This is a genomic window from uncultured Chloroflexus sp., from assembly GCF_938091255.1.
Taxonomy (GTDB): Bacteria; Chloroflexota; Chloroflexia; order Chloroflexales; family Chloroflexaceae; genus Chloroflexus.
This window is the reverse complement of the sequence record NZ_CALLJH010000020.1, coordinates 1-19,116: the sequence shown is the minus strand read 5'-3', so window position 1 is coordinate 19,116 and position 19,116 is coordinate 1. Positions and strand designations below refer to the sequence as shown.

The 19,116-nt window shown below is 59.0% G+C and carries 36 protein-coding genes and 1 pseudogene; all 37 read right to left on the bottom strand.

From position 1 onward, the window contains the following. Positions 1–57: 57 nt before the first annotated feature. Positions 58–492 carry a hypothetical protein gene (locus Q1A00_RS07910; protein ID WP_066789300.1) on the bottom strand — a complete coding sequence of 145 codons (435 nt, stop codon included), beginning with the start codon at positions 490–492 and terminating at the stop codon, positions 58–60. After that, positions 489–974: a pantetheine-phosphate adenylyltransferase gene (gene coaD / locus Q1A00_RS07905; protein ID WP_298405864.1), complete on the bottom strand. Its 486-nt coding sequence runs from the start codon at positions 972–974 to the stop codon at positions 489–491. The genes Q1A00_RS07910 and coaD overlap by 4 nt, the downstream gene beginning before the upstream one ends. A gap of 3 nt (positions 975–977) precedes the next feature. After that, a complete protein-coding gene (gene rsmD, locus Q1A00_RS07900) occupies positions 978–1,574 on the bottom strand; it encodes a 16S rRNA (guanine(966)-N(2))-methyltransferase RsmD (protein ID WP_298405958.1) in 597 nt (198 codons plus the stop codon). Between the two features lie 75 nt (positions 1,575–1,649). Beyond that, positions 1,650–2,048 (bottom strand): 30S ribosomal protein S9, encoded by a 399-nt coding sequence (gene rpsI / locus Q1A00_RS07895; RefSeq protein ID WP_298405862.1) that lies wholly within the window; start codon positions 2,046–2,048, stop codon positions 1,650–1,652. Between the two features lie 93 nt (positions 2,049–2,141). Continuing rightward, on the bottom strand, positions 2,142–2,573 hold the full coding sequence (gene rplM / locus Q1A00_RS07890) for a 50S ribosomal protein L13 (RefSeq protein WP_298405860.1): 432 nt from the start codon (positions 2,571–2,573) through the stop codon (positions 2,142–2,144). 5 nt (positions 2,574–2,578) lie between these two features. Next, complete coding sequence (gene truA / locus Q1A00_RS07885) at positions 2,579–3,415, bottom strand: tRNA pseudouridine(38-40) synthase TruA (protein ID WP_298405858.1); 837 nt, start codon at positions 3,413–3,415, stop codon at positions 2,579–2,581. Next, on the bottom strand, positions 3,415–3,765 hold the full coding sequence (rplQ, locus tag Q1A00_RS07880; protein ID WP_298405856.1) for a 50S ribosomal protein L17: 351 nt from the start codon (positions 3,763–3,765) through the stop codon (positions 3,415–3,417). The genes truA and rplQ overlap by 1 nt, the downstream gene beginning before the upstream one ends. 12 nt (positions 3,766–3,777) lie before the next feature. Beyond that, the gene (locus Q1A00_RS07875; protein WP_298405854.1) at positions 3,778–4,731 is read right to left on the bottom strand and encodes a DNA-directed RNA polymerase subunit alpha; all 954 of its coding nucleotides are present in this window, start codon (positions 4,729–4,731) and stop codon (positions 3,778–3,780) included. Positions 4,732–4,775: 44 nt separating this feature from the next. Continuing rightward, positions 4,776–5,396 carry a 30S ribosomal protein S4 gene (gene rpsD, locus Q1A00_RS07870; protein WP_298405852.1) on the bottom strand — a complete coding sequence of 207 codons (621 nt, stop codon included), beginning with the start codon at positions 5,394–5,396 and terminating at the stop codon, positions 4,776–4,778. Between the two features lie 203 nt (positions 5,397–5,599). Then, positions 5,600–6,013, bottom strand: a complete 414-nt coding sequence (gene rpsK, locus Q1A00_RS07865) for a 30S ribosomal protein S11 (RefSeq protein WP_298405850.1) — start codon at positions 6,011–6,013, stop codon at positions 5,600–5,602. A gap of 19 nt (positions 6,014–6,032) precedes the next feature. Next, the gene (rpsM, locus tag Q1A00_RS07860; protein ID WP_066789275.1) at positions 6,033–6,413 is read right to left on the bottom strand and encodes a 30S ribosomal protein S13; all 381 of its coding nucleotides are present in this window, start codon (positions 6,411–6,413) and stop codon (positions 6,033–6,035) included. A 94-nt stretch (positions 6,414–6,507) separates the two neighbouring features. Continuing rightward, complete coding sequence (gene rpmJ, locus Q1A00_RS07855) at positions 6,508–6,624, bottom strand: 50S ribosomal protein L36 (RefSeq protein WP_012258254.1); 117 nt, start codon at positions 6,622–6,624, stop codon at positions 6,508–6,510. A gap of 47 nt (positions 6,625–6,671) precedes the next feature. Further along, a complete protein-coding gene (gene infA, locus Q1A00_RS07850; protein ID WP_012258253.1) occupies positions 6,672–6,893 on the bottom strand; it encodes a translation initiation factor IF-1 in 222 nt (73 codons plus the stop codon). Positions 6,894–6,905: 12 nt separating this feature from the next. Continuing rightward, complete coding sequence (locus Q1A00_RS07845; protein WP_298405842.1) at positions 6,906–7,574, bottom strand: adenylate kinase; 669 nt, start codon at positions 7,572–7,574, stop codon at positions 6,906–6,908. 145 nt (positions 7,575–7,719) lie between these two features. After that, positions 7,720–9,072: a preprotein translocase subunit SecY gene (secY, locus tag Q1A00_RS07840; protein ID WP_298405840.1), complete on the bottom strand. Its 1,353-nt coding sequence runs from the start codon at positions 9,070–9,072 to the stop codon at positions 7,720–7,722. Positions 9,073–9,126: 54 nt separating this feature from the next. Continuing rightward, a complete protein-coding gene (gene rplO / locus Q1A00_RS07835) occupies positions 9,127–9,639 on the bottom strand; it encodes a 50S ribosomal protein L15 (protein WP_298405839.1) in 513 nt (170 codons plus the stop codon). Next, positions 9,636–9,833 (bottom strand): 50S ribosomal protein L30, encoded by a 198-nt coding sequence (gene rpmD / locus Q1A00_RS07830; RefSeq protein WP_015941720.1) that lies wholly within the window; start codon positions 9,831–9,833, stop codon positions 9,636–9,638. The genes rplO and rpmD overlap by 4 nt, the downstream gene beginning before the upstream one ends. Continuing rightward, positions 9,833–10,369, bottom strand: a complete 537-nt coding sequence (rpsE, locus tag Q1A00_RS07825; protein WP_298405836.1) for a 30S ribosomal protein S5 — start codon at positions 10,367–10,369, stop codon at positions 9,833–9,835. The genes rpmD and rpsE overlap by 1 nt, the downstream gene beginning before the upstream one ends. A gap of 29 nt (positions 10,370–10,398) precedes the next feature. Then, complete coding sequence (gene rplR / locus Q1A00_RS07820; protein WP_298405834.1) at positions 10,399–10,761, bottom strand: 50S ribosomal protein L18; 363 nt, start codon at positions 10,759–10,761, stop codon at positions 10,399–10,401. Between the two features lie 209 nt (positions 10,762–10,970). After that, positions 10,971–11,534, bottom strand: a complete 564-nt coding sequence (rplF, locus tag Q1A00_RS07815) for a 50S ribosomal protein L6 (RefSeq protein WP_298405833.1) — start codon at positions 11,532–11,534, stop codon at positions 10,971–10,973. A gap of 18 nt (positions 11,535–11,552) precedes the next feature. Further along, complete coding sequence (gene rpsH, locus Q1A00_RS07810) at positions 11,553–11,954, bottom strand: 30S ribosomal protein S8 (RefSeq protein WP_298405831.1); 402 nt, start codon at positions 11,952–11,954, stop codon at positions 11,553–11,555. 55 nt (positions 11,955–12,009) lie between these two features. Further along, positions 12,010–12,195, bottom strand: coding sequence for a type Z 30S ribosomal protein S14 (locus Q1A00_RS07805; RefSeq protein WP_298405829.1), 186 nt, complete (start codon positions 12,193–12,195; stop codon positions 12,010–12,012). A gap of 57 nt (positions 12,196–12,252) precedes the next feature. Beyond that, positions 12,253–12,795: a 50S ribosomal protein L5 gene (gene rplE / locus Q1A00_RS07800; RefSeq protein WP_298405827.1), complete on the bottom strand. Its 543-nt coding sequence runs from the start codon at positions 12,793–12,795 to the stop codon at positions 12,253–12,255. 56 nt (positions 12,796–12,851) lie between these two features. Beyond that, positions 12,852–13,184: a 50S ribosomal protein L24 gene (gene rplX / locus Q1A00_RS07795; protein ID WP_066789248.1), complete on the bottom strand. Its 333-nt coding sequence runs from the start codon at positions 13,182–13,184 to the stop codon at positions 12,852–12,854. Continuing rightward, positions 13,184–13,552 (bottom strand): 50S ribosomal protein L14, encoded by a 369-nt coding sequence (rplN, locus tag Q1A00_RS07790; RefSeq protein WP_012258241.1) that lies wholly within the window; start codon positions 13,550–13,552, stop codon positions 13,184–13,186. Before rplN ends, rplX begins: the two co-directional genes overlap by 1 nt. A 2-nt stretch (positions 13,553–13,554) precedes the next feature. Continuing rightward, positions 13,555–13,824 (bottom strand): 30S ribosomal protein S17, encoded by a 270-nt coding sequence (gene rpsQ, locus Q1A00_RS07785; protein ID WP_366144835.1) that lies wholly within the window; start codon positions 13,822–13,824, stop codon positions 13,555–13,557. An 18-nt stretch (positions 13,825–13,842) separates the two neighbouring features. Continuing rightward, positions 13,843–14,049 (bottom strand): 50S ribosomal protein L29, encoded by a 207-nt coding sequence (gene rpmC / locus Q1A00_RS07780; protein ID WP_298405823.1) that lies wholly within the window; start codon positions 14,047–14,049, stop codon positions 13,843–13,845. Continuing rightward, positions 14,036–14,491 carry a 50S ribosomal protein L16 gene (rplP, locus tag Q1A00_RS07775; protein WP_298405821.1) on the bottom strand — a complete coding sequence of 152 codons (456 nt, stop codon included), beginning with the start codon at positions 14,489–14,491 and terminating at the stop codon, positions 14,036–14,038. Before rplP ends, rpmC begins: the two co-directional genes overlap by 14 nt. Further along, on the bottom strand, positions 14,478–15,200 hold the full coding sequence (gene rpsC / locus Q1A00_RS07770; protein WP_298405820.1) for a 30S ribosomal protein S3: 723 nt from the start codon (positions 15,198–15,200) through the stop codon (positions 14,478–14,480). The genes rplP and rpsC overlap by 14 nt, the downstream gene beginning before the upstream one ends. 15 nt (positions 15,201–15,215) lie before the next feature. After that, positions 15,216–15,557, bottom strand: coding sequence for a 50S ribosomal protein L22 (gene rplV, locus Q1A00_RS07765; RefSeq protein WP_066789237.1), 342 nt, complete (start codon positions 15,555–15,557; stop codon positions 15,216–15,218). A gap of 89 nt (positions 15,558–15,646) precedes the next feature. Continuing rightward, positions 15,647–15,934: a 30S ribosomal protein S19 gene (gene rpsS / locus Q1A00_RS07760; protein WP_298405817.1), complete on the bottom strand. Its 288-nt coding sequence runs from the start codon at positions 15,932–15,934 to the stop codon at positions 15,647–15,649. Between the two features lie 54 nt (positions 15,935–15,988). Continuing rightward, positions 15,989–16,813, bottom strand: coding sequence for a 50S ribosomal protein L2 (rplB, locus tag Q1A00_RS07755; protein ID WP_066789233.1), 825 nt, complete (start codon positions 16,811–16,813; stop codon positions 15,989–15,991). Between the two features lie 76 nt (positions 16,814–16,889). Beyond that, positions 16,890–17,174, bottom strand: coding sequence for a 50S ribosomal protein L23 (gene rplW / locus Q1A00_RS07750; RefSeq protein ID WP_298405814.1), 285 nt, complete (start codon positions 17,172–17,174; stop codon positions 16,890–16,892). A 3-nt stretch (positions 17,175–17,177) separates the two neighbouring features. After that, entirely contained in the window at positions 17,178–17,846 is a 669-nt protein-coding gene (gene rplD / locus Q1A00_RS07745; protein ID WP_298405812.1) for a 50S ribosomal protein L4, read from the bottom strand. Between the two features lie 12 nt (positions 17,847–17,858). After that, positions 17,859–18,491 (bottom strand): 50S ribosomal protein L3, encoded by a 633-nt coding sequence (gene rplC, locus Q1A00_RS07740; RefSeq protein ID WP_298405810.1) that lies wholly within the window; start codon positions 18,489–18,491, stop codon positions 17,859–17,861. A 113-nt stretch (positions 18,492–18,604) separates the two neighbouring features. Further along, positions 18,605–18,913 (bottom strand): 30S ribosomal protein S10, encoded by a 309-nt coding sequence (gene rpsJ / locus Q1A00_RS07735; protein ID WP_012258230.1) that lies wholly within the window; start codon positions 18,911–18,913, stop codon positions 18,605–18,607. Between the two features lie 61 nt (positions 18,914–18,974). Continuing rightward, a pseudogene (tuf, locus tag Q1A00_RS07730) lies at positions 18,975–19,116 on the bottom strand (elongation factor Tu); the annotation flags it as partial.

Sequence of the window (19,116 nt, the reverse complement as noted above, 5' to 3'; positions counted from 1 at the left end):
GGCGCGCCATTGGCCCCGCCACAAGCGCCAAATTATAGGCGAGAGAGTGGCGGGTTGTCAAGCGCCCGGTTGGCGCTCATCCAGCGCATGCAAGCCGTTCCGAACGCTCGTGAGCAACTTGCTCAGCCGCTCATCGAGTTCTTCCAATACTTGCCGAGCGTAGGCGTCAGCGCCAGCTCGTACCTCAGCGGCTTCCTGTTCGGCCTGTTGCAGCAAGCGCGCGCGCTCCGCTTCAACAGCCGCCAACAGACCGCGTTCGCTTAGCACCTCTTGCACGCGGGCCTGTGCAGCAGCGAGCAATTGCTCTTGCTCGGCGATAATCCGGCGGGCGCGCCGGATCTCTTCGGGAATGACTGTGCGCATCTGGTCGATGATCTCGAGCACGCGACCTTCATCAATCAGCGTGCGCCCGCCGCTGAGAGGTAAGCGAACCCCGGCAGCGATCACCTCTTCCAATTCATCAATCAGATCATCCAGCTCGATGGCGATCACCCCCTCTGCGCGAATTTTTCCCGTAAGGCCGCTACGACCACCGGTGGTGCAAATTCCACTGGATCGCGCCCTAGGCTAGCCATTTCGCGTACAGCCGTCGAGCTGATATGCGCAAATGGCCGCCCGGCCATTAGCACCACCACTTCGATCTCGGGATCGATCGTCTGGTTGACCTGCGCCATCTGGAACTCAGCTTCAAAATCGCTCCCGGCGCGCAGGCCGCGCACGATTGCGCATGCGCCAACCTCACGCGCGAATTCAACCGTGAGGATGTGGTAGCTCATCGCTTCGACATTGGCGAGGTCAGCAGTCGTCGCTCGCAACAATTGCAAGCGCTCTTCGGTTGAAAACAGCAGCCGCTTTTGTGGTCGATCGAAAACGGCCATGATAACCCGGTCGAAGATACGCGCGGCGCGGCGGGCGATATCAAGGTGAGCGTAAGTGACCGGATCGAAACTGCCGGGATAGATGGCGATGCGCATGGCTTACCCTTCTTGTTCCGGCGTAGCGGTGGTCGTGAGTTCGTAGATCGAAAAACAGGAATCACCCAGCCGGCGAAACTTGATCCGGTGCAGACCGGGATACGCATCGGCGAGCGCGACACGGGGTGAATGCCCGACGATTAGCAAACTGCCCTCTTTGCCAACGCCACTGCTCGCGACAAGCTGCATGGTCGCCTCGATCGCTGGATCAGCATACGGCGGGTCCATAATGATTATATCATAGCGTCCAACGCCGCGCTGACGGTGCAAAAAGCGATCAACTGGCATGTGATGGATACGCGCTTGCTGATCAAAACGAGTATGGCGCAGGTTCTCGGCGATGATCGAGCAGACGTGCGCATTGCGCTCGACAAAATCGGCGCTATCAGCTCCGCGTGACAAGCATTCAATCCCGAGCGATCCGGTACCGGCGTAGAGGTCAAGTACAGCGCCGCGAATCGACCCGTACCCTTCCAGCACGGAAAAAAGCGCCTCTTTGACTCGATCCAGCATAGGCCGAGTGCCAAGCCCTTTCGGCGCTTTCAGGCGATGCCCTTTCGCTTTTCCAGTTATTACGCGCATGCCAACTGCTCGGTGAATGATAATGCATAGCAGACGGCCGAGTTGCGGACCGTCTGCCTGCTTGCATCGCTGCGATCATTGCTTGTGTCTGCGTTAGCGCTTGGTGTACTGAGGCGCCTTGCGCGCGCGCTTGAGACCGACCTTCTTCCGCTCTTTCGCGCGCGGGTCGCGGGTCAGCAGGCCAGCCTGCTTCAGCGTTGGGCGCAGCTCGCTATCGTAATCGAGCAGCGCGCGAGCAATGCCGTGACGTACCGCACCAACCTGCCCGGATACGCCGCCCCCCTTGACCTTCACCAAGACGTTAAACGTGTTGAGATGATTGGTCAACACCAGCGGCAGCCGCAAGTTGTGCTGGAACAGATCGCGATTGCCGAAGTAGTCTTCCGGCTTCTTACCGTTGACGATAAAATCCCCACTGCCGGGGAAGAGGCGTACCCGCGCCACCGCCGTCTTGCGGCGGCCGGTACCCTGATAGTAGCGCTTGGCTTCCATTCCTTCTCCTCACCACCTGTGCGCCGGGTATGGCGCGTGCTCGTGATCAACGCGCGAGGGCGCGAGTTTGCAATAACAACGGTCCACGCTGCGCTAGCGCGGGATGTAAGGCTTGGGCTGCTGCGCAGCATGTGGGTGGTTCGGCCCAGCGTAGATGCGCAGTTTGGTCAGTAACCGGCGGCCCATCCGGTTCTTCGGCAGCATCCGCTTGACGGCAAGACGCAAGATACGATCCGGATGCTTGGCCAGCATCATCTTGTACGGTGTGGCCTTAATGCCACCCGGATACCCAGTGTGCCGATAGTAGATCTTCTGATCCGGTTTGCGCCCAGTCAATACGATCTTCTCGGCGTTAACCACAATCACGAAATCACCGCCGTCAATCGACGGGGTATACGTTGGTTTGTGCTTGCCGCGCAGCAGCGTACTGATCTGCGTCGCCAACCGGCCGAGCACCTTCCCGCTCGCATCAATGACGTACCAGTCGCGCTGCACTTCTGACGGTTTCTGATGATAGGTCTTCACCGCACCTATTCCTCGTGTACGTAGGACGAAGGCTGTTGGACCTTCGTCGTGCCATTTTGCCGTTCCAATGGTTCAGCCCAGCGAATAAGGCCGGGCGGATAGCGTACCGCCGTGAGCGTCAACCCGTGCGCTGGGGCGGTTGGCCCGGCCAGCCGGCGATCTCGGCTGACCAATACCTCACCAAACTGATCGACGTTCATCCGCCCACGCCCAACGAGCAGGAGCGTGCCGACGATCATCCGCACCATATGTTGCAGGAATGCATTTGCCGCTAGCTCGATGGCTAATAACCGCCGGTCAAACCACTCCCGCTCGACGATCCGGGTCCAATGAATCGTCCGTACAGTCGAGCGTTGGGTTGGCGTTGCCGTCGTGAAGGCGGCAAAATCATGCGTTCCCTCCAGTAGCCTGAGCGCTGCGGTCATTGCCGATACATCAAGCGTCCCTGCGTAATGCAGCGCCTGATGGCGGAGTTGCGGCAATGGCGCCGGCGCACACTCGATCAGGTAGCGATATTCACGCTGAAGAGCGCTAAAGCGCGCGTGAAAATCGCGAGTCGCTTCACCGACATTCTGTACCGTCAGATCGGTTGGCAGATGCGCATTCAGGCCACGCCAGATCGTAGCGAGCGAGTGGCGGGTTGCCGTCTGCACATGCGCCACCTGCCCAGAGGCGTGAACACCGGCATCGGTGCGTCCAGCCAACACTATCCGGCGTTGCTCCTGCGTAAGCGCCTCCCATGCCGATTCGAGCGCGCCTTGCACCGTGCGAATGTCGGTTTGCCACTGCGAGCCGGCGAAATCGGCGCCGTCATAGGCTAGCAGCAGCGCAATCGTCCGCATCAGACCAACTCGATCAAAGCCATTTCAGCCCCATCGCCGCGACGCGGGCCGAGCTTAGTGATCCGCGTGTAGCCACCATTGCGCCCGCCGTAAGTGGTCGGCGCAAAGGTAAACAGCTTGCGCATCGCGTCCTTGCTGGCCAGCTTCGAGAGCGCCATCCGGCGCGCATGCGGCGTGTCCTCGCGCGCAATCGAGAGCAGGTGTTCAATTTCAGGCTGGACCGCGCGCGCCTTGGCCAGCGTCGTCTTAATCTTCTTGTGCTCAATTAGGGCGATCATAAGGTTACGGTAAAGCGCCTTGCGGTGCTCATACGACCGCCCCAGCAACTTTCCGGCATGTCGATGTCGCATGGTCGTATCCTCTTAGCGCGACGCCCCATTCGCAGGCAATCGCGGAATATAACCCCGTTCAATCAATTTATCGCGAATCTCTTCCATCGATTTCTGGCCGAGATTACGCACCGACAAGAGTGCCTTCTCATCCATCTGCAACACCTGACCGATCTTGGTGATTTCGGCCCGCTTCAGGCAGTTATACGTGCGGGTCGAAAGTTCCAACGTCTCGATCGACGTGTCATAGACGTTCGCTGGAATCTCCAACCCATTCGTTTCGGGCTGGGATTCCGGTTCAGCGGCCAGCCGGTTGAAATTCGCGATTGTCGTGTTATAATGCACCAACACCCGAGCCGCATAGTCGAGCGCATCGACCGGTCGCACGGTGCCGTTGGTCCACACCTCAAGAATCAGGCGGTCGAAGTCCGTAGCTTGGCCGATACGGGTGTTTTCCACCACATAGTTCACCCGTGGCACCGGCGTAAAGATCGCGTCGATCGGAATCTCACCCAGCGGGAGAATCCCGCGCTGATCAGCCGACAGATAGCCGCGACCGCGCTCAATCGTCGCCACCAACTCAAACTGCGCCTGCGCGTGTTCGAGGGTGCAGATATAGTGATCAGGATCGACGACCACCAGCCCCTCTGGCAAGACCAGATCGGCTGCCGTCACTATTCCCGGCCCCTGCTTCCGAATCGTCGCGGTTGCCGTACCTTCGTGGCGGCCACGCAGATGGATGCCTTTCAGGTTCAAAATGATCTCGACCACATCCTCGGTCACACCGGGGATGGTATCGCTCTCCTGATAGACACCGGCAATGCGCACATGTGTCATCGCCGATCCGGGAATGGCTGTAAGCAGGACGCGCCGCAGCGCGTTACCGAGCGTGTGTCCATAGCCCGGATCGAGCGGCTCGATTTTAAAGCGCCCAAAGGTCTCGGTTGTCTCAACAACCTCGATCTTTGGTTGAGCGATATCGAGCACGGCTGCCTCCCATTTCTTCGTTTGCATCCCGCAGACGGGAGCTACTACCGGCTATAGAACTCGACGATCAACTGCTCGTTGATCCCGGCCTCAGCATCTTCACGGCGTGGCAGCGAAACCACTGTGCCCGAAAGGTCGGCGGCATTCAGCCGGAGCCATTCGGGGGCGCGGTGCTTGTTCAGCACGCCGCTATCGACCAGATTCTTGAAATAAGTGCGGCTGCGGCTCTGTGGGCGTACCGCGATCACTTGCCCAACCTTCACGGTATACGACGGGATATTTGTCTTGCGACCATCAACAACGATATGCCCGTGATTCACCAATTGGCGAGCCTGTGCGCGCGTCGTGGCAAACCCAAGCCGGTACACCACATTATCGAGCCGGCGCTCGAGCAAGCTCAGCAGGTACTCACCGGTCACGCCGCTGCGGCGCGACGCCTGCTCGAATAGACGGCGGAACTGGCGCTCGAGGACGCCATACAGAAACTTTGCTTTCTGCTTTTCGCGCAACTGCATACCATAGTCGGACAACTGCCGGCGACGGGCTGCAGCACCGTGCTGCCCCGGCGGATCCGACCGCTTGTTCAGAATGCGCTGTCCTTTTTCGGTGATTCCAATCCCCAGCCGTCGGCTCACCTTACCGACGGGGCCTGTGTATCGCGCCATAGTCTTCCTTATCCTTTGTCAATATCACGAACGCAGGGAAACGCTGCGTTCCGCTTTTCACACCTGTGAGATGGGCGCCGGTGCTGCTGCTTGCACGCACCACCGCAGTGGGCGTCCGGGAACGATGCCCTCCGGTTCCAATTGCGGTCGTCTCACAGTACAAAACTAGTACCCTTTCGCTACCCGTCTCCGAACGGTTGCGCTTACACGCGGCGGCGCTTGGGCGGGCGGCAGCCGTTGTGCGGAATTGGCGTCACATCGGTAATCGCCGTGATCTGCAAACCGGCGGCCTGCAACGACCGGATCGCGGCCTCGCGGCCAGCGCCGGGACCCTTCACAAACACCTCAACCGACCGCATGCCATTTTCCATCGCCTTACGGGCGGCGTTCTCGGCAGCCACCTGCGCAGCGTAGGGGGTGCTCTTGCGCGAGCCTTTGAAACCGCTCTGGCCGGCGCTTGCCCAACATATCACGGCGCCCTGTGGATCGGTAATCGTCACGATCGTATTATTAAACGTGCTCTGAATATGCGCCTGACCCCGCGGCACATTCTTGCGTTCGCGGCGCTTGCCACGCTGGCGTGCCGTCGTCGTGGTCGCTTTTCCCTTCGCGGGCATGCCTCACTCCTTATTACAACTACTTCTTGGTCTTCTTCTTGATACCGATCGCCTGACCGCGCCGCCCGCGGCGAGTGCGGGCATTGGTGCGCGTGCGCTGGCCACGCACCGGCATACCGCGGCGGTGGCGCAGGCCACGGTAACAACCAATATCCATCAGGCGCTTGATATTCAACTGCACCTCGCGGCGCAAATCACCCTCGACCCGATACTCGCGATCGACAATCTCGCGAATCCGGCCAACCTCTTCCTCGGTTAGATCACGTACTCGGCGCTCGGGATTTACATTCGCCTTGCGCAGAATGTCCATGCCATTCGAGCGTCCGATCCCATAGATGTAGGTGATCGCAATCTCGATCTTTTTGTTGCGGGGAATATCAACCCCGGCGATACGTGCCATGCCTGTCCTCTTCGCTACTGATAGGTTCCGCCAACCGAATGCGGCTGGCGGAGCGTCTTCTCGGCCCGTCAGAGCGGGCGGATATTGCCTACCGTTATCCTTGCCGCTGTTTATGCTTCGGTGTGCGTGAGCAGATCACCCGGATCACGCCCTTGCGCTTAATCACCTTGCAATACTCGCAGCGCGGCTTTACCGACGCTCGCACTTTCATTTCAGCCTCCTTGCGGCGGCGGACGCCGCCGTGCTGCGTCGCGCCCCCTACTTATAGCGATACGTAATGCGTCCCCGGGTCAGGTCATACGGCGACAGCTCGACCAGCACCCGGTCACCCTTCAAGATCCGGATGTAATTCATCCGCATCTTGCCCGAGATGTGAGCGAGCACTTCATGCCCGTTATCGAGCTGCACCCGGAACATTGCATTGGGCAATGGCTCGGTGATCGTGCCCTCCATCTCGATCACGTCCTTCTTCTTCGACATATCCCTCCTAACCTACGGCTGCGCCGGCGCCAGATACGGGCTCAGCGCTTTCAGCATTGCCTCTGTCACGAGCGCGATCTCACGTTGACCATCGATCTCATGCAGGATGCCCTGTCGCTGATAATACTCAATCAGCGGCATTGTTTGGGCGAAGTAGACATCCAGCCGGTGCTGCGCCGTCTCGATCGAATCATCGCTCCGTTGATAGAGTTTGCCGCCGCAGGCGTCGCAGATACCCGGTCGGTGCGACGGAAAATAATAGATGTTGAAGATGGCGCCGCAAGTGCGGCACGTCTGCCGACCGGCAATTCGGCGCAGCAGCACGTCTTGTGGCACGGCCAAAAAGAGCACGGCGTCGATGCGAGCACCGTCACCCACGAGCGCTTCTTCGAGCGCCCGCGCTTGATCTTGGGTCCGCGGGAAACCGTCGAAGATGACACCGGAGGCGCAATCCGGCTGCCGGATGCGCTCGAGAATCATCCGAATCACAACCTCATCTGGTACCAATTCACCGCGATCCATATAGGACTTTGCCAGCATGCCCAATTCGGTTCCTTCACGCAACGCGGCGCGAAAGAGATCGCCGCTGGCGACATGGGTCAAACCAGTCCGATCAGCGAGGGTTTTTGCCTGTGTGCCTTTGCCGGCCCCCGGCGGTCCTAACAAGATAACGTTGGTCATGACTCGGCGCTCGCTCATTTTCAGAACCGTACAGGACGCTGCACGGTATGACCGTCTGCCTGTCTCACAAAGACGCTGCCCAACCGGCATGCCGGCGAGCAACGACTTGTATTGTACTACACTTTTTGCCGTTCGTGTGCAACGCCTACCGGGTCAAAAAACCCTCGTAGTCGCGCATAATCAACTGCGCCTCAAGCTGGCGCATGGTATCGACTGCCACACCGACCACAATCAGCAGCGCAGTGCTACCTAGCCCAATTTGCACACCAGTAATTGACTGGGTAAGGAAGGGCAACACTGCGATCAAGCCAAGGAAGAGCGCGCCGGCGAGGGTGATCCGGTTAAGTACCTTCATCAGATACTCCTCCGTCTTCTTGCCGGGGCGAATGCCGGGGATGAACCCACCATTGCGCTGCAAGTTCTCGGCGAGATCTTGCTGGGCGAAGATTACCACTGTGTAGAAATAGGTAAACCCAACCGTCAATAAGAAGAGGAGCGTCATGTAGACGATCCCGCCACCTTGCCCGGTTGGATTGAACGTGTTGTAGAAGAAGCCAGCGATCGCATTCCCGATCCCTTCAGCGCCGGGCCGGTAGAACCACGACGCGACGATGCCGGGGAAGATAATAATGCTTTGCGCGAAGATCAACGGGATCATGCCGGCCGAATTCACCTTCAGCGGAATGAAGCTGCTCTGGCCGCCATAGACTTTGTTCCCGCGCACCCGCCGCGCATATTGCACCCGAATACGGCGCTGGCCTTCTTGGATCAACACAATACCGACGATCGTCAGCAGGGCAATGGCAATAAAGCCGATCAGGCCAAGAATAGTGCTGAAATCACCGGCTTGGCTGATCTGGAAGCCCTGAATGATCAAGCCGGGCAATCGCGAAACAATGCCGCCGAAGATGATAATCGAAATACCGTTGCCGATCCCACGTTCGTTGATCTGTTCACCGAGCCAAATCAGCAACATCGTGCCGGCGACCATCGTGGTAAGCACGGTGAACGTCGGCAAGAAATTCGCCCCTAAATCAAACGGGGTCCGGAACAATGACTGAATCGGATCATTGTTCGGGTTAATCGTGCGCTCAAGGGTCAGCGTTTGGCCGTAGGCTTGCAGGTACGCTAGCGGAATGGTCAGCCACAACTGGTAGCGGTTGAGGCGCAGGCGGCCCTGTTCGCCCTCTTTCTGCAATTCTTGCAGCGCGGGAATTAGCGGTTGCAGCAACTGCATGATAATTTGGGCGGTGATATACGGGTACACTCCCATTGCCGCCACGGAAAAGTTTTCTAGCGCGCCGCCGGCAAACAGATTGAGCAACTGGGCTAGTTGGTTGGTTGCCAGCGCCTGCCGTAACTGCTCGAGCGTTACCGGGTTGATGTTGGGCACCGGAATATGCGCGATCAGGCGAAACAGAAACAGCATCCCAATTGTAAAGAGGATGCGGCGCCGGAGATCAGGCAACTGAATAGCGCGAAGTACAGCCTGCAGCATGGTGATGCTTCCTGTGGGCGGCGAGAACGACAAGGTTCTCGCCGCGCTGACCGATTACGATTGGAGAGCTTTGCGCATGCTCGGATTGGGCCCGCGCGAGCGTGAGGGGCGCTCGATGACCCACGTCAGATCGATCGCCTTTCCGCCGGCAGCCTCGATCTTCTGGCGGGCGCTGGCCGAAAATTTATGCGCCTTGATCACCAACGGCTGGCTCAATTCGCCGTCACCGAGAATCTTGATCGGCATCTTCTTGCGGCGCACCAGCCGGCGATGCAATAGCGACTCCGGCGTCACTTCCAGCTCAACCGGCCAATCAGCAAGGCTGCCAATATTCACCACTTCATACTCAACGCGGAACTTGTTAGTGAAGCCGCGCTTGAATGGCATGCGCTTCACCAGCCGGTTCTGGCCGCCCTCAAACGTGCGGTAAGGACCGGGCCCGCTACGAGCCTTCTGGCCCATCATACCCTTACCGCCGGTCTTACCTTTGCCCGAGCCGTGGCCGCGACCGATGCGCTTGCTCTTGCGGCGCGAACCCTCGGCGGGGCGCAAATCGTGAAGTTTCATGCCTGCACCTCGTCCTCAACCTCTTCCACCTTCACGAGGTGCTGAATCTTAAACAGCATCCCGCGCACCGATGGATTATCGGGTTTGAGCACACTCTGATTCAAGCGGCGCAAGCCCAGCGCGGCCAGCGTCTCTTTCTGGTCGCGCGCATAGCCAATTGCGCTCTTGACATACGTTACGCGCAGCTTACCCATCACGCCGCCTCCGTTTCGCGCCGCGTCCGGCGTTCCATCAGCTCTTGCGTCGTCATGTCGCGCCGGCGTGCCATCTCTGGTAGCGAGGTCATCTCGCTCAGCGCCTTGAATGTTGCCTTCACAACATTCACCGGGTTATTGCTGCCATAGACCTTCGAAAGCAGGTCTTTAATACCAGCCGCCTCAACTACCGGGCGCACGCCGCGACCGGCGATAACGCCGGTACCGGGGGCTGCCGGGCGAAGCATCACCTTAGTGGCAGCATACTTCGTCACGACCTCATGGGGGACGGTCGAATGCACCAGCGGTACGCGGATCAGATTACGCTTGGCTGCTTCGGCCCCCTTGCGAATCGCATCCGGCACTTCTGCCGCTTTACCCATGCCAATGCCAACGTGGCCTTTGCCATCACCGACCACAACGACCGTGCTGAAGCTGAAGCGGCGGCCGCCCTTCACGACCTTTGACACGCGGTTGATCTGGACGACTCGCTCCTCGAGCTCCAGCGTGTCGGGGTTGATACGTTCTCGTTTCACAGTTCCTCCGCTACGCTGCCCTTGGGCAACTAGAAGTTCAGACCAGCTTCGCGGGCCGCTTCGGCCAGCGCTTTCACCCGTCCGTGATACTTATAGCCGCCGCGATCGAAGACCACCTTCGTAATCCCGGCCTGCAACGCTCGTTCGGCAATCAACTTGCCGACCAGCGCCGCTTCCTGCGTCTTGGTCATTTCCGGATTGCCGTTCCAGCCCTTTTCTATGGTGGAAGCGGCAACCAGCGTATGGCCGACGGTATCATCAATCACCTGCGCGTAGATGTGGGCATGGCTGCGGAACACATTCAGCCGCGGCCGTTCTGGCGTGCCCGACACGCGCTTGCGGATGCGATTGTGCCGGCGAAGCCGGAGTTCACGTGGTGTTCGTTTTCCCATACTATCCTCAATACTGCCGCAACGGAGATTCTATCCCCCGTCGCTCGCTTGATTCAATGACGATAGAACAGTTGCGTTGTAGCCCCTGCATCCGCCCTTCTCCGACTGGATAGAGCGGGGCGAGATGCCTCAGACGGGGGCAAGCATCGCTCATCAATATTGTCTATCCTATCGCTACCGCGTCTGCCGCTAGCCGCGTTTTCAGCGAACTACTTCGCCTTGCCAGCCTTGCCAGCCTTGCGGCGGATCTTCTCTTCGACGTACTTGATGCCCTTGCCTTTATACGGCTCCGGCGGGCGCAGGCTGCGAATGCGCGCTGCCTCTTCACCCACCTGTTGCTTATCGATCCCGACCACCGTCAGCGCCAGCGGGTCGTTGGCCGACTTGCGCTCACCGACGATATAGCTAATGTTTGGCGGCGGATCGAGGCGCACCTGATGGGAAAAGCCTAGGTTGAGCACCAGCGTCTTGCCCTCAAGCTGGGCACGGTAGCCGACGCCATTGATTTCTAACGCCCGCTGCCAGCCCTGCGTCACCCCTATAATCATATTATTGAGCAGGGTACGCGTCAGGCCATGCAGCGCCCGGTGCAACTTCCCGTCCGAAGGGCGTTGGACGGTAATCACATCCCCCTCTTGCTTAATCAGCATATCGGGGTGCAACTGTTGGGTCAGGGTACCTTTCGGGCCTTTCACCGTCACGAGGTTCTGCTCGCCGATGGTAACCTGAACGCCCTTCGGCACGGTAATCGGTCGTTTGCCAATTCGCGACATGATACTCCTCCGTGCGCGTTACCAAACGTAGCAGAGCACTTCGCCACCGACGCGCTCGCGCCAAGCCTCGTGGTCAGCGAGCACACCCTTCGGCGTTGAGAGAATGCTCAGCCCGAGGCCGCCGCGCACCCGCGGAATGTCATCGCGCTTGGTATAGATGCGCAGCCCCGGCTTACTCACCCGGCGCAGACCGGTAATCGCCGGCCGGCGGTCGGACATATACTTCAGCGTAATCGAGATGGTCTTGTACGGCTTGCCATCATCGATCACCGTGTAATCCCGAATAAAACCTTCTCGCTTCAAAATGTCGGCAATCGCAATCTTCATCTTCGATGCCGGCATCGTCACCGTTGTATGGCGGGCCATGCACGCATTGCGGATGCGTGTCAGCATATCGCCGATAGGATCATTCACACTCACGGTATGCCTCCTCACAAGTCGGGCGTCAATAACGTTTCTGATTGCCGCACAGCACTCACCAGCTCGACTTGACGACGCCCGGAATGAGGCCCTTCAACGCATGCTCGCGGAAGCAGATACGGCACATCCCGAACTTTCGAATGTAGGCTCGCGACCGGCCGCAGATCTTGCAGCGATTATAGGCGCGCACCCGAAACTTCGGTGGCCGCTGAGCCTTCACGATCAACGACTTCTTAGCCAACGGAATACCTCCTCAAAGCGTTGAACCAGTCAGCGCACTGCGCGCTCTTAGTTCAAACTAATCACGAAATGGCATACCGAGCCGCTTGAGCAGCGAATAGGCTTGCTCATCATTCGGCGCGCTGGTGACAATCGCCACCTCTAATCCACGAATCTTATCGATCTTGTCGTAGTCGATGTCTGGGAAGACGATCTGCTCGCGCAGACCAAGGCTATAGTTGCCGCGGCCATCGAACGAACTGCGGCTCACACCGCGAAAGTCGCGGATGCGCGGCAGCGCCAGCGAGCAGAGCCGGTCGAGAAAATCGTACATCCGATCGCCGCGCAGCGTTACCATCGCGCCGATCGGCATCCCGGCGCGCAGCTTAAACGACGCCACCGACTTCTTGGCCCGCGTTACCACTGGCTTTTGGCCAGTGATCGTCGCCAGATCATTCACGGCGGCCTCGATCGCCTTGGCATTCTGCACCGCCTCGCCGACGCCAACATTAACCACAATTTTGACAAGGCGCGGCACCTGCATGATGGACTTGAACTTAAACTCCTCCATCAATGCCGGGACGACCTCGTTCTGATACTTTTCACGCAATCGAACGGTCATAGCTCTTTCTCCAGGGGCTTGGCGTCAGTCTTAAGCTGCGCCGGCCCTGAAATAGACTACTTATCGATAATGGCATCACAGGCCTTGCAATAGCGCACCTTGCGCGGACGGCCTTTATGATCGGTCTCTTCAAGGAATCGCTTGCCGGTGCGTGAGGCCCGCCCGCAGCTCGGGCAGATCAGCATCACATTTGAAGCGTGCAGTGGCGCTTCCATCTCGATAATCCCGCCGGCGCGACCGGGGCCGCGCGGCTTCTGGTGGCGCTTAACGATATTTAGCCCTTCCACCACCACCCGGTTGACTGCCGGCAGCGCACGCTTGATCTTGCCGCGGCGCCCCTTATCTTTGCCGGCGATCACCAACACTTCATCACCAGTCTTCACATGCATCACAGCACCTCCGGGGCGAGCGACACGATCCGCATAAACTGCTTCTCGCGCAACTCACGGGCCACCGGGCCAAAGATACGGGTGCCACGGGGGTTATTCTCTTTCCCAATCAGCACCGCCGCGTTATCATCAAAGCGGATGTGTGAACCGTCGGGCCGGCCATACTCTTTGGCCGTGCGGATAATCACCGCTTTGACCACATCACCCTTTTTGACCTGACCGCCGGGCGTAGCCACCTTTACCGATGCGACAATGATGTCACCGACCCGGCCATAGCGCACCCGCGAACCACCGAGGACCCGGATGCACATGATCTCTTTGGCCCCGGTATTATCGGCGACCTTTAGCCGTGTTTGAGGCTGGATCATGGCTACTCCTCCTCGCCACGCTTGACGATTTCGACTACCCGCCAGCGCTTCGTGCGGCTCAGCGGGCGAGTCTCTTCGATCCGCACGACATCACCCACTTTGCAGTTGTTCTCCTCATCGTGGGCGTGAAACTTCTTCGTCCGCCGAATAATCTTGCGGTAGAGCGGATGGGGCTTGAGATAATCCACCGCCACTACTACCGTCTTGTCCATTTTATCACTGACGACGCGGCCAAGCTTTGTCGTTTTGCGCTTCTGTTCTGCGGTCATCATGATCTGCTCCATAATCCGTTAGCCGAGCTCAGCCTGCGCTAACTCGCGCTCGCGCAGGATGGTCAGGATGCGCGCAATCTCCTTCTTAACCTGACGCGGCCGAGCGGTATTAGTCAAGCTGCCGGTCGCCTTTTGGAAGCGCAGATTAAACAGCTCAACCTTATACTCAGCCAGCTTCGCGCGCAGTTGGGCATCATCGAGGGCGCGCAGCTCATTCGTTTTCACTGCTCACCTCCTCAGCCGTAGCCATCGTGCCCTGCTCTTCGCGGTCGATGACCTTGCACTTTACCGGCAGCTTTTGCGCTGCGCGGCGCAAGGCCTCGTGGGCGACCTCTTCACGAACTCCGCCCAACTCGAACATAATCCGGCCGGGCTTAACTACCGCCACCCAGTGGTCAACCGAACCCTTACCGCCACCCATACGAGTCTCAGCGGGCTTGCGAGTAACGGGTTTATCCGGAAAAATCCGAATCCAAACCTTACCGCCACGCTTCACATAATTGGTGATGGCACGGCGGGCAGCCTCAATCTGACGACTGGAGATCCAGCTCGGTTCGAGCGCCATCAGGCCATACTCGCCAAACACGACATTATTGCCGCGGTACGAAAGGCCGGGGCTGCGCCCTTTTTGCATTTTGCGGTACTTCGTGCGCTTAGGCAGAAGCATTGCTATTCCTCCTCGGCTGGCGTTCACGCCGTTCGGGTGCGGGCGCCGCCGGCTGTTCGACCTGCGCCTTCGTGGTCTGGTTCGGGAAGACCTCTCCCTTATAGATCCAGACCTTCACGCCGATGCGGCCGTAGGTCGTGTGGGCATGCACCTGCGCATAATCGATATCAGCGCGAAGCGTATGGCGTGGTACGCGGCCCTCAGCTTCTTCGTGGACGCGCGACATTTCGGCGCCGCCCAGACGGCCCGAGCAGCGCACCTTGACACCTTGCGCCCCCAGCCGCATAGCGCGCTGGACGGCCTGCTTCATTGCGCGTTTGTAACTGACACGCTTGGTAATCTGCTCGCCGATGCTCTCGGCTACCAACTGGGCATCAAGTTCGGGCTGATTAATCTCTTTGATATTCAGCTTTATCTTCTTGCCCGTTTTGCGCTCTAGCGTGCTCTTCAGCGTATCGACATTCGTGCCGCGTTTGCCGATCACGATCCCGGGCTTGGCCGTATAGACCGAAATCTCGATCTTATTGGCTGAGCGTTCGATCTCGATCCGCGACACGCCTGCGCTCTGCAATTCCTTGCTGATCAGCTTGCGCAGCTCGATATCTTCATGAAGCTGGCGAGTGTACTCTTCGCCATTGGCGAACCACTTCGATTGCCAGTCCTTGATATACCCGAGCCGGAAGCCGATCGGATGTACTTTGCGCCCCAAGCGAGCCTCCCTCTACTAGTACTCCGACTTATCGGCCACCACCACCGTGATATGGGTGGTTGGTTTGCGGATGCGATTCGCCATACCGCGCGCCCGCGGCATAAACCGTTTCAAGACCGGGCCTTGATCGGCGTAAATGGTCTTAATGTACAGCTCTTCGCGATCCATCTCAAAGTTGTGCTCGGCGTTCGCGATTGCCGACTTGAGGGTGCGGGCCACCTCGCGAGCCGCCTTTTGCGGCATATAGCGCAACGTGGCCAATGCACGGTCAACCGGCATGCCGCGCACAACATCCATCACGAGGCGAACCTTCAGCGGCGAGATTCGCACATAGCGGGTCACAGCTTTTGCTTCCATTGCTCTTCTCGTATCGCTACCCGACGCATCTCCACAAGCGTGCTATTCTACCACGTTTCTGGTCTGATGCCATCGGACTTAAGCGGGAGCTACTTGACTTTCCCGCGCTTATCGGCCTTCTTGCCGCCGTGGCCGCGGAAAAAGCGAGTCGGTGCAAACTCACCCAGCTTGTGCCCGACCATGTTTTCAGTAATGTAGACGGGCACGTGGCGGCGGCCATCATGGACGGCGATAGTGTGGCCAATCATCTGCGGGAAGATGGTCGAGTCGCGCGACCATGTGCGGATCACCCGCTTCTCATTGGCCTTATTCATCGCCTCAATCTTATCGAGCAATCGAATATCGACGTATGGCCCCTTCTTCGACGAGCGGGACATAGTTCCTCCTCATAGGGTGCCGGGCGGCTACGGTTACCACCCGGCAGAGCAACCTTACTTGCGCCGGCGGACAATAAAGCGATCGAAGCGCGGATTGTGGCGGGTCTTGACGCCACGAGCCGGCTTGCCCCACTTTGTCTTCGGCGTGCTCATGCCACGCGGAGCGCGACCCTCGCCACCGCCGTGAGGATGGTCGCGGGGGTTCATCGCCGCTCCACGCACGCGTGGCCGGCGGCCGAGCCAGCGCGAGCGTCCGGCCTTGCCAATCCGAATGTTCTGATGATCGACATTGCCCACTTGCCCAATGGTGGCCATACACCGCACGTGGATCATGCGCATCTCACCAGAGGGCATACGGACAGTGGCGTAATCACCCTCTTTGGCCATCAACTGGGCGGCTGTACCAGCCGAGCGCACCAACACGCCACCGCGCCCAATCTCCAGCTCGATATTGTGGATCTGGGTACCGAGCGGAATAGCGCTGATAGGTAGGGCGTTACCAACGCGAATTTCGGCATCAGGGCCACTCATCACCGTATCGCCAACCTTAAGGCCGAGCGGCGCAATAATGTAGCGCTTCTCACCATCAGCGTAGGCCAATAGGGCAATCCGGGCGCTGCGGTTGGGATCGTACTCAATCGCCTGCACCTTGGCCGGAATGCCGAACTTATTCCGCTTAAAGTCGATAATGCGATAAAACCGCTTATGACCGCCGCCGCGATGGCGCACGGTAATGCGGCCCTGATTATTGCGGCCGGCCTTCTTGCGCAATGGCTCGATCAAGCCCGGCTCTGGCCGTTTCTTGGTAATCTCCTCGAAGGTCGAAACCGACATATTGCGGCGACCGGCCGAGGTTGGCTTGTAAATGCGAACTCCCATACGTTGTCTCCCTCTGGCAGCGCCGGCTCATCAGTGCGAACCGGCACCGGTCACTGCTTTCTGTTCAGCAGCGACGTTATGCGCCGAAGATCTCGATCCGATCACCTTCGGCCAGCGTCACAATCGCCTTCTTCCAATCGCGGGTATAACCAACCGATTGACCGCGCCGGCGGCGCTTCCCGCGCACATTGATCGTATGCACCTTGGTGACCGTCACATTAAAGATGGTCTCAACCGCGCGCTTGATCTGAGGCTTGGTCGCCTCGCGATGGACCTCAAACGTATACTTGTTGAGTTCCATCAAGCTGGTATTCTTCTCGGTGATCAGCGGGCGGATCAGAATATCATACGGCGTCAGCATGGTTTAATCCTCCTGCGCCGGCGCCGCCACGCGCGTGCGTTCGCCGAGATAACTCTCGACCACCTCAACCGCCGCTTTGGGCATGACGATGTGGTCATAGACCAACAGATCGCGCACATTGAGGTAGTGGGCCAGCAGCGTCTTCACCTGCGGCAGATTATTGGCCGAGCGCCGCAGATTCTCATTCGCCGGGCTCTTGCTGTCGATCACGACCAGCGTCTTCGTATCGGCGAGGCCGTGCGCCTTGAGGAAGGCGATGAAATCCTTGGTGCGCGGCTGCTCGAAGCTCAGCGCATCCACAAACCGGATCTGGCCGGCGGCAAACTTAGCCGACAATGCTGAGCGCACGCCAAGCCGGCGCATCTTGCGCGGCATCGAGACGCGATACGAGCGCGGATGGGGGCCGTGAGCGATACCGCCGCCCTTGTGATGCGGCGCGCGGATCGAACCTTGGCGGGCGCGACCAGTGCCCTTCTGACGATAGAGCTTGCGGGTCGAACCCTTAACCTCGCCGCGACCGCGCGTATTGTGCGTACCGAGGCGGGCGTTCGCGTTCTGCATCACCACATATTGATGCATCACCGGCACATTCGGCTCGATGCCGAAGATATAATCGCTCACCTCAATGGCGCCTACCTGTTCGCCGGCCTGATTGTAGAGTGTTGCCTGCATCGTTTTACCCCTCTAGCCCTTCACCGCTTTGCGGATCTGAAGCAGGCCATTGCGGGCGCCGGGAACGGAGCCCTTCACCAGTAGCAGATTCTGTTCGGGTAGCACTTCGACCACTTCCAGATTCTGGATCGTGACTCGCTTACCACCCATGCGACCAGCCATGCGTTGGCCCTTCCACACGCGACCGGGTGTGGTACCGGCGCCGATTGAACCGGGAGCGCGGTGGCGGTCACTTTGGCCGTGAGTCTTGGGGCCGCCGCGGAAGCCGTGCCGCTTGACGACGCCGGCAAAGCCGCGTCCCTTCGAGTTGCCGGCAATATCGACCTTCTGGCCGGGCTTAAACAGTTCAACCGTTACCACCTCGCCGGGCTTGTGGGCTAATGGGTCATCAGCACTAAATTCGCGCAGGTAGCGCAGCATTGCACCACCTGCTGCCTTGAGATGGCCCTGCTGCGGCTTAGTCAGCTTGCGCGGCTCGACCTCTTCGTAGCCAAGCTGCACCGCACTATAGCCATCACGCTCCGGCGTGCGGATCTGGGTGACGATGCAGGGGCCGGCCGAGATCACCGTTACCGGAATAGCCATGCCCTTCTCAGTGAAGTACTGCATCATCCCGATTTTGCGACCTAACAATCCGTGGATCATAGTGTACCTCCGCAGCATGCGTCATTCGCGCAGCGGCTGCCTTTCCGGCGCGCGTCACCGCCGTTGACCAAGAACGAAGCCGTCGTCAGCGGTACGCAACGCCTGCTTTTCTTCTACAGCTTAATCTCAATATCGACACCAGCCGGCAGATTGAGTTTCATCAGAGCATTAATCGTTTGCTGGCTCGGATCGAGCACATCGATTAATCGTTTGTGGGTGCGAATCTCAAACTGCTCCTGCGAGTCTTTGTCGATGAACCCTGACCGGATCACGCTGTAACGCTCGATCTTGGTTGGCAGCGGAACTGGGCCGGCGACTAGTGCGCCGGTACGCTCGGCTGCCTCGACGATCTGGCGCGCAGATTGGTCAAGGATCTTGTGATCATACGCCTTGAGGCGAATACGAACCTTTTGCTTAGCCATCTTTTTTCTCCAATCGACGGGGACGTGGGAGAACCACGCCCCGTTTCCGGTTCACATTCTGCTAATCAAGGATCTTGGTCACGACGCCGGCGCCAACGGTGCGACCACCCTCGCGGATTGCGAAGCGGAGGCCCTCTTCGATGGCCACCGGCACGATCAGCTCAATCGTCATCACCACGTTATCGCCCGGCATCACCATCTCC

Excerpts from the sequence above, each read along its gene's own strand:
- coaD (WP_298405864.1), bottom strand. The coding sequence starts at position 974 with ATGCGCATCGCCATCTATCCCGGCAGTTTCGATCCGGTCACTTACGCT.
- rpsI (WP_298405862.1), bottom strand. The coding sequence starts at position 2,048 with ATGGAAGCCAAGCGCTACTATCAGGGTACCGGCCGCCGCAAGACGGCG.
- truA (WP_298405858.1), bottom strand. The coding sequence starts at position 3,415 with ATGCGGACGATTGCGCTGCTGCTAGCCTATGACGGCGCCGATTTCGCC.
- rplQ (WP_298405856.1), bottom strand. The coding sequence starts at position 3,765 with ATGCGACATCGACATGCCGGAAAGTTGCTGGGGCGGTCGTATGAGCAC.
- rpsD (WP_298405852.1), bottom strand. The coding sequence starts at position 5,396 with ATGGCGCGATACACAGGCCCCGTCGGTAAGGTGAGCCGACGGCTGGGG.
- rpsK (WP_298405850.1), bottom strand. The coding sequence starts at position 6,013 with ATGCCCGCGAAGGGAAAAGCGACCACGACGACGGCACGCCAGCGTGGC.
- rpsM (WP_066789275.1), bottom strand. The coding sequence starts at position 6,413 with ATGGCACGTATCGCCGGGGTTGATATTCCCCGCAACAAAAAGATCGAG.
- rpmJ (WP_012258254.1), bottom strand. The coding sequence starts at position 6,624 with ATGAAAGTGCGAGCGTCGGTAAAGCCGCGCTGCGAGTATTGCAAGGTG.
- infA (WP_012258253.1), bottom strand. The coding sequence starts at position 6,893 with ATGTCGAAGAAGAAGGACGTGATCGAGATGGAGGGCACGATCACCGAG.
- Q1A00_RS07845 (WP_298405842.1), bottom strand. The coding sequence starts at position 7,574 with ATGACCAACGTTATCTTGTTAGGACCGCCGGGGGCCGGCAAAGGCACA.
- secY (WP_298405840.1), bottom strand. The coding sequence starts at position 9,072 with ATGCTGCAGGCTGTACTTCGCGCTATTCAGTTGCCTGATCTCCGGCGC.
- rplO (WP_298405839.1), bottom strand. The coding sequence starts at position 9,639 with ATGAAACTTCACGATTTGCGCCCCGCCGAGGGTTCGCGCCGCAAGAGC.
- rpmD (WP_015941720.1), bottom strand. The coding sequence starts at position 9,833 with ATGGGTAAGCTGCGCGTAACGTATGTCAAGAGCGCAATTGGCTATGCG.
- rplR (WP_298405834.1), bottom strand. The coding sequence starts at position 10,761 with ATGGGAAAACGAACACCACGTGAACTCCGGCTTCGCCGGCACAATCGC.
- rplF (WP_298405833.1), bottom strand. The coding sequence starts at position 11,534 with ATGTCGCGAATTGGCAAACGACCGATTACCGTGCCGAAGGGCGTTCAG.
- rplE (WP_298405827.1), bottom strand. The coding sequence starts at position 12,795 with ATGACCGTTCGATTGCGTGAAAAGTATCAGAACGAGGTCGTCCCGGCA.
- rplX (WP_066789248.1), bottom strand. The coding sequence starts at position 13,184 with ATGCATGTGAAGACTGGTGATGAAGTGTTGGTGATCGCCGGCAAAGAT.
- rplN (WP_012258241.1), bottom strand. The coding sequence starts at position 13,552 with ATGATCCAGCCTCAAACACGGCTAAAGGTCGCCGATAATACCGGGGCC.
- rpsQ (WP_366144835.1), bottom strand. The coding sequence starts at position 13,824 with ATGATGACCGCAGAACAGAAGCGCAAAACGACAAAGCTTGGCCGCGTC.
- rplP (WP_298405821.1), bottom strand. The coding sequence starts at position 14,491 with ATGCTTCTGCCTAAGCGCACGAAGTACCGCAAAATGCAAAAAGGGCGC.
- rplV (WP_066789237.1), bottom strand. The coding sequence starts at position 15,557 with ATGGAAGCAAAAGCTGTGACCCGCTATGTGCGAATCTCGCCGCTGAAG.
- rpsS (WP_298405817.1), bottom strand. The coding sequence starts at position 15,934 with ATGTCCCGCTCGTCGAAGAAGGGGCCATACGTCGATATTCGATTGCTC.
- rplB (WP_066789233.1), bottom strand. The coding sequence starts at position 16,813 with ATGGGAGTTCGCATTTACAAGCCAACCTCGGCCGGTCGCCGCAATATG.
- rplW (WP_298405814.1), bottom strand. The coding sequence starts at position 17,174 with ATGCTGACGCCGTATGATATTCTGATCCGCCCGCTGATCACCGAGAAG.
- rplD (WP_298405812.1), bottom strand. The coding sequence starts at position 17,846 with ATGCAGGCAACACTCTACAATCAGGCCGGCGAACAGGTAGGCGCCATT.
- rplC (WP_298405810.1), bottom strand. The coding sequence starts at position 18,491 with ATGATCCACGGATTGTTAGGTCGCAAAATCGGGATGATGCAGTACTTC.
- rpsJ (WP_012258230.1), bottom strand. The coding sequence starts at position 18,913 with ATGGCTAAGCAAAAGGTTCGTATTCGCCTCAAGGCGTATGATCACAAG.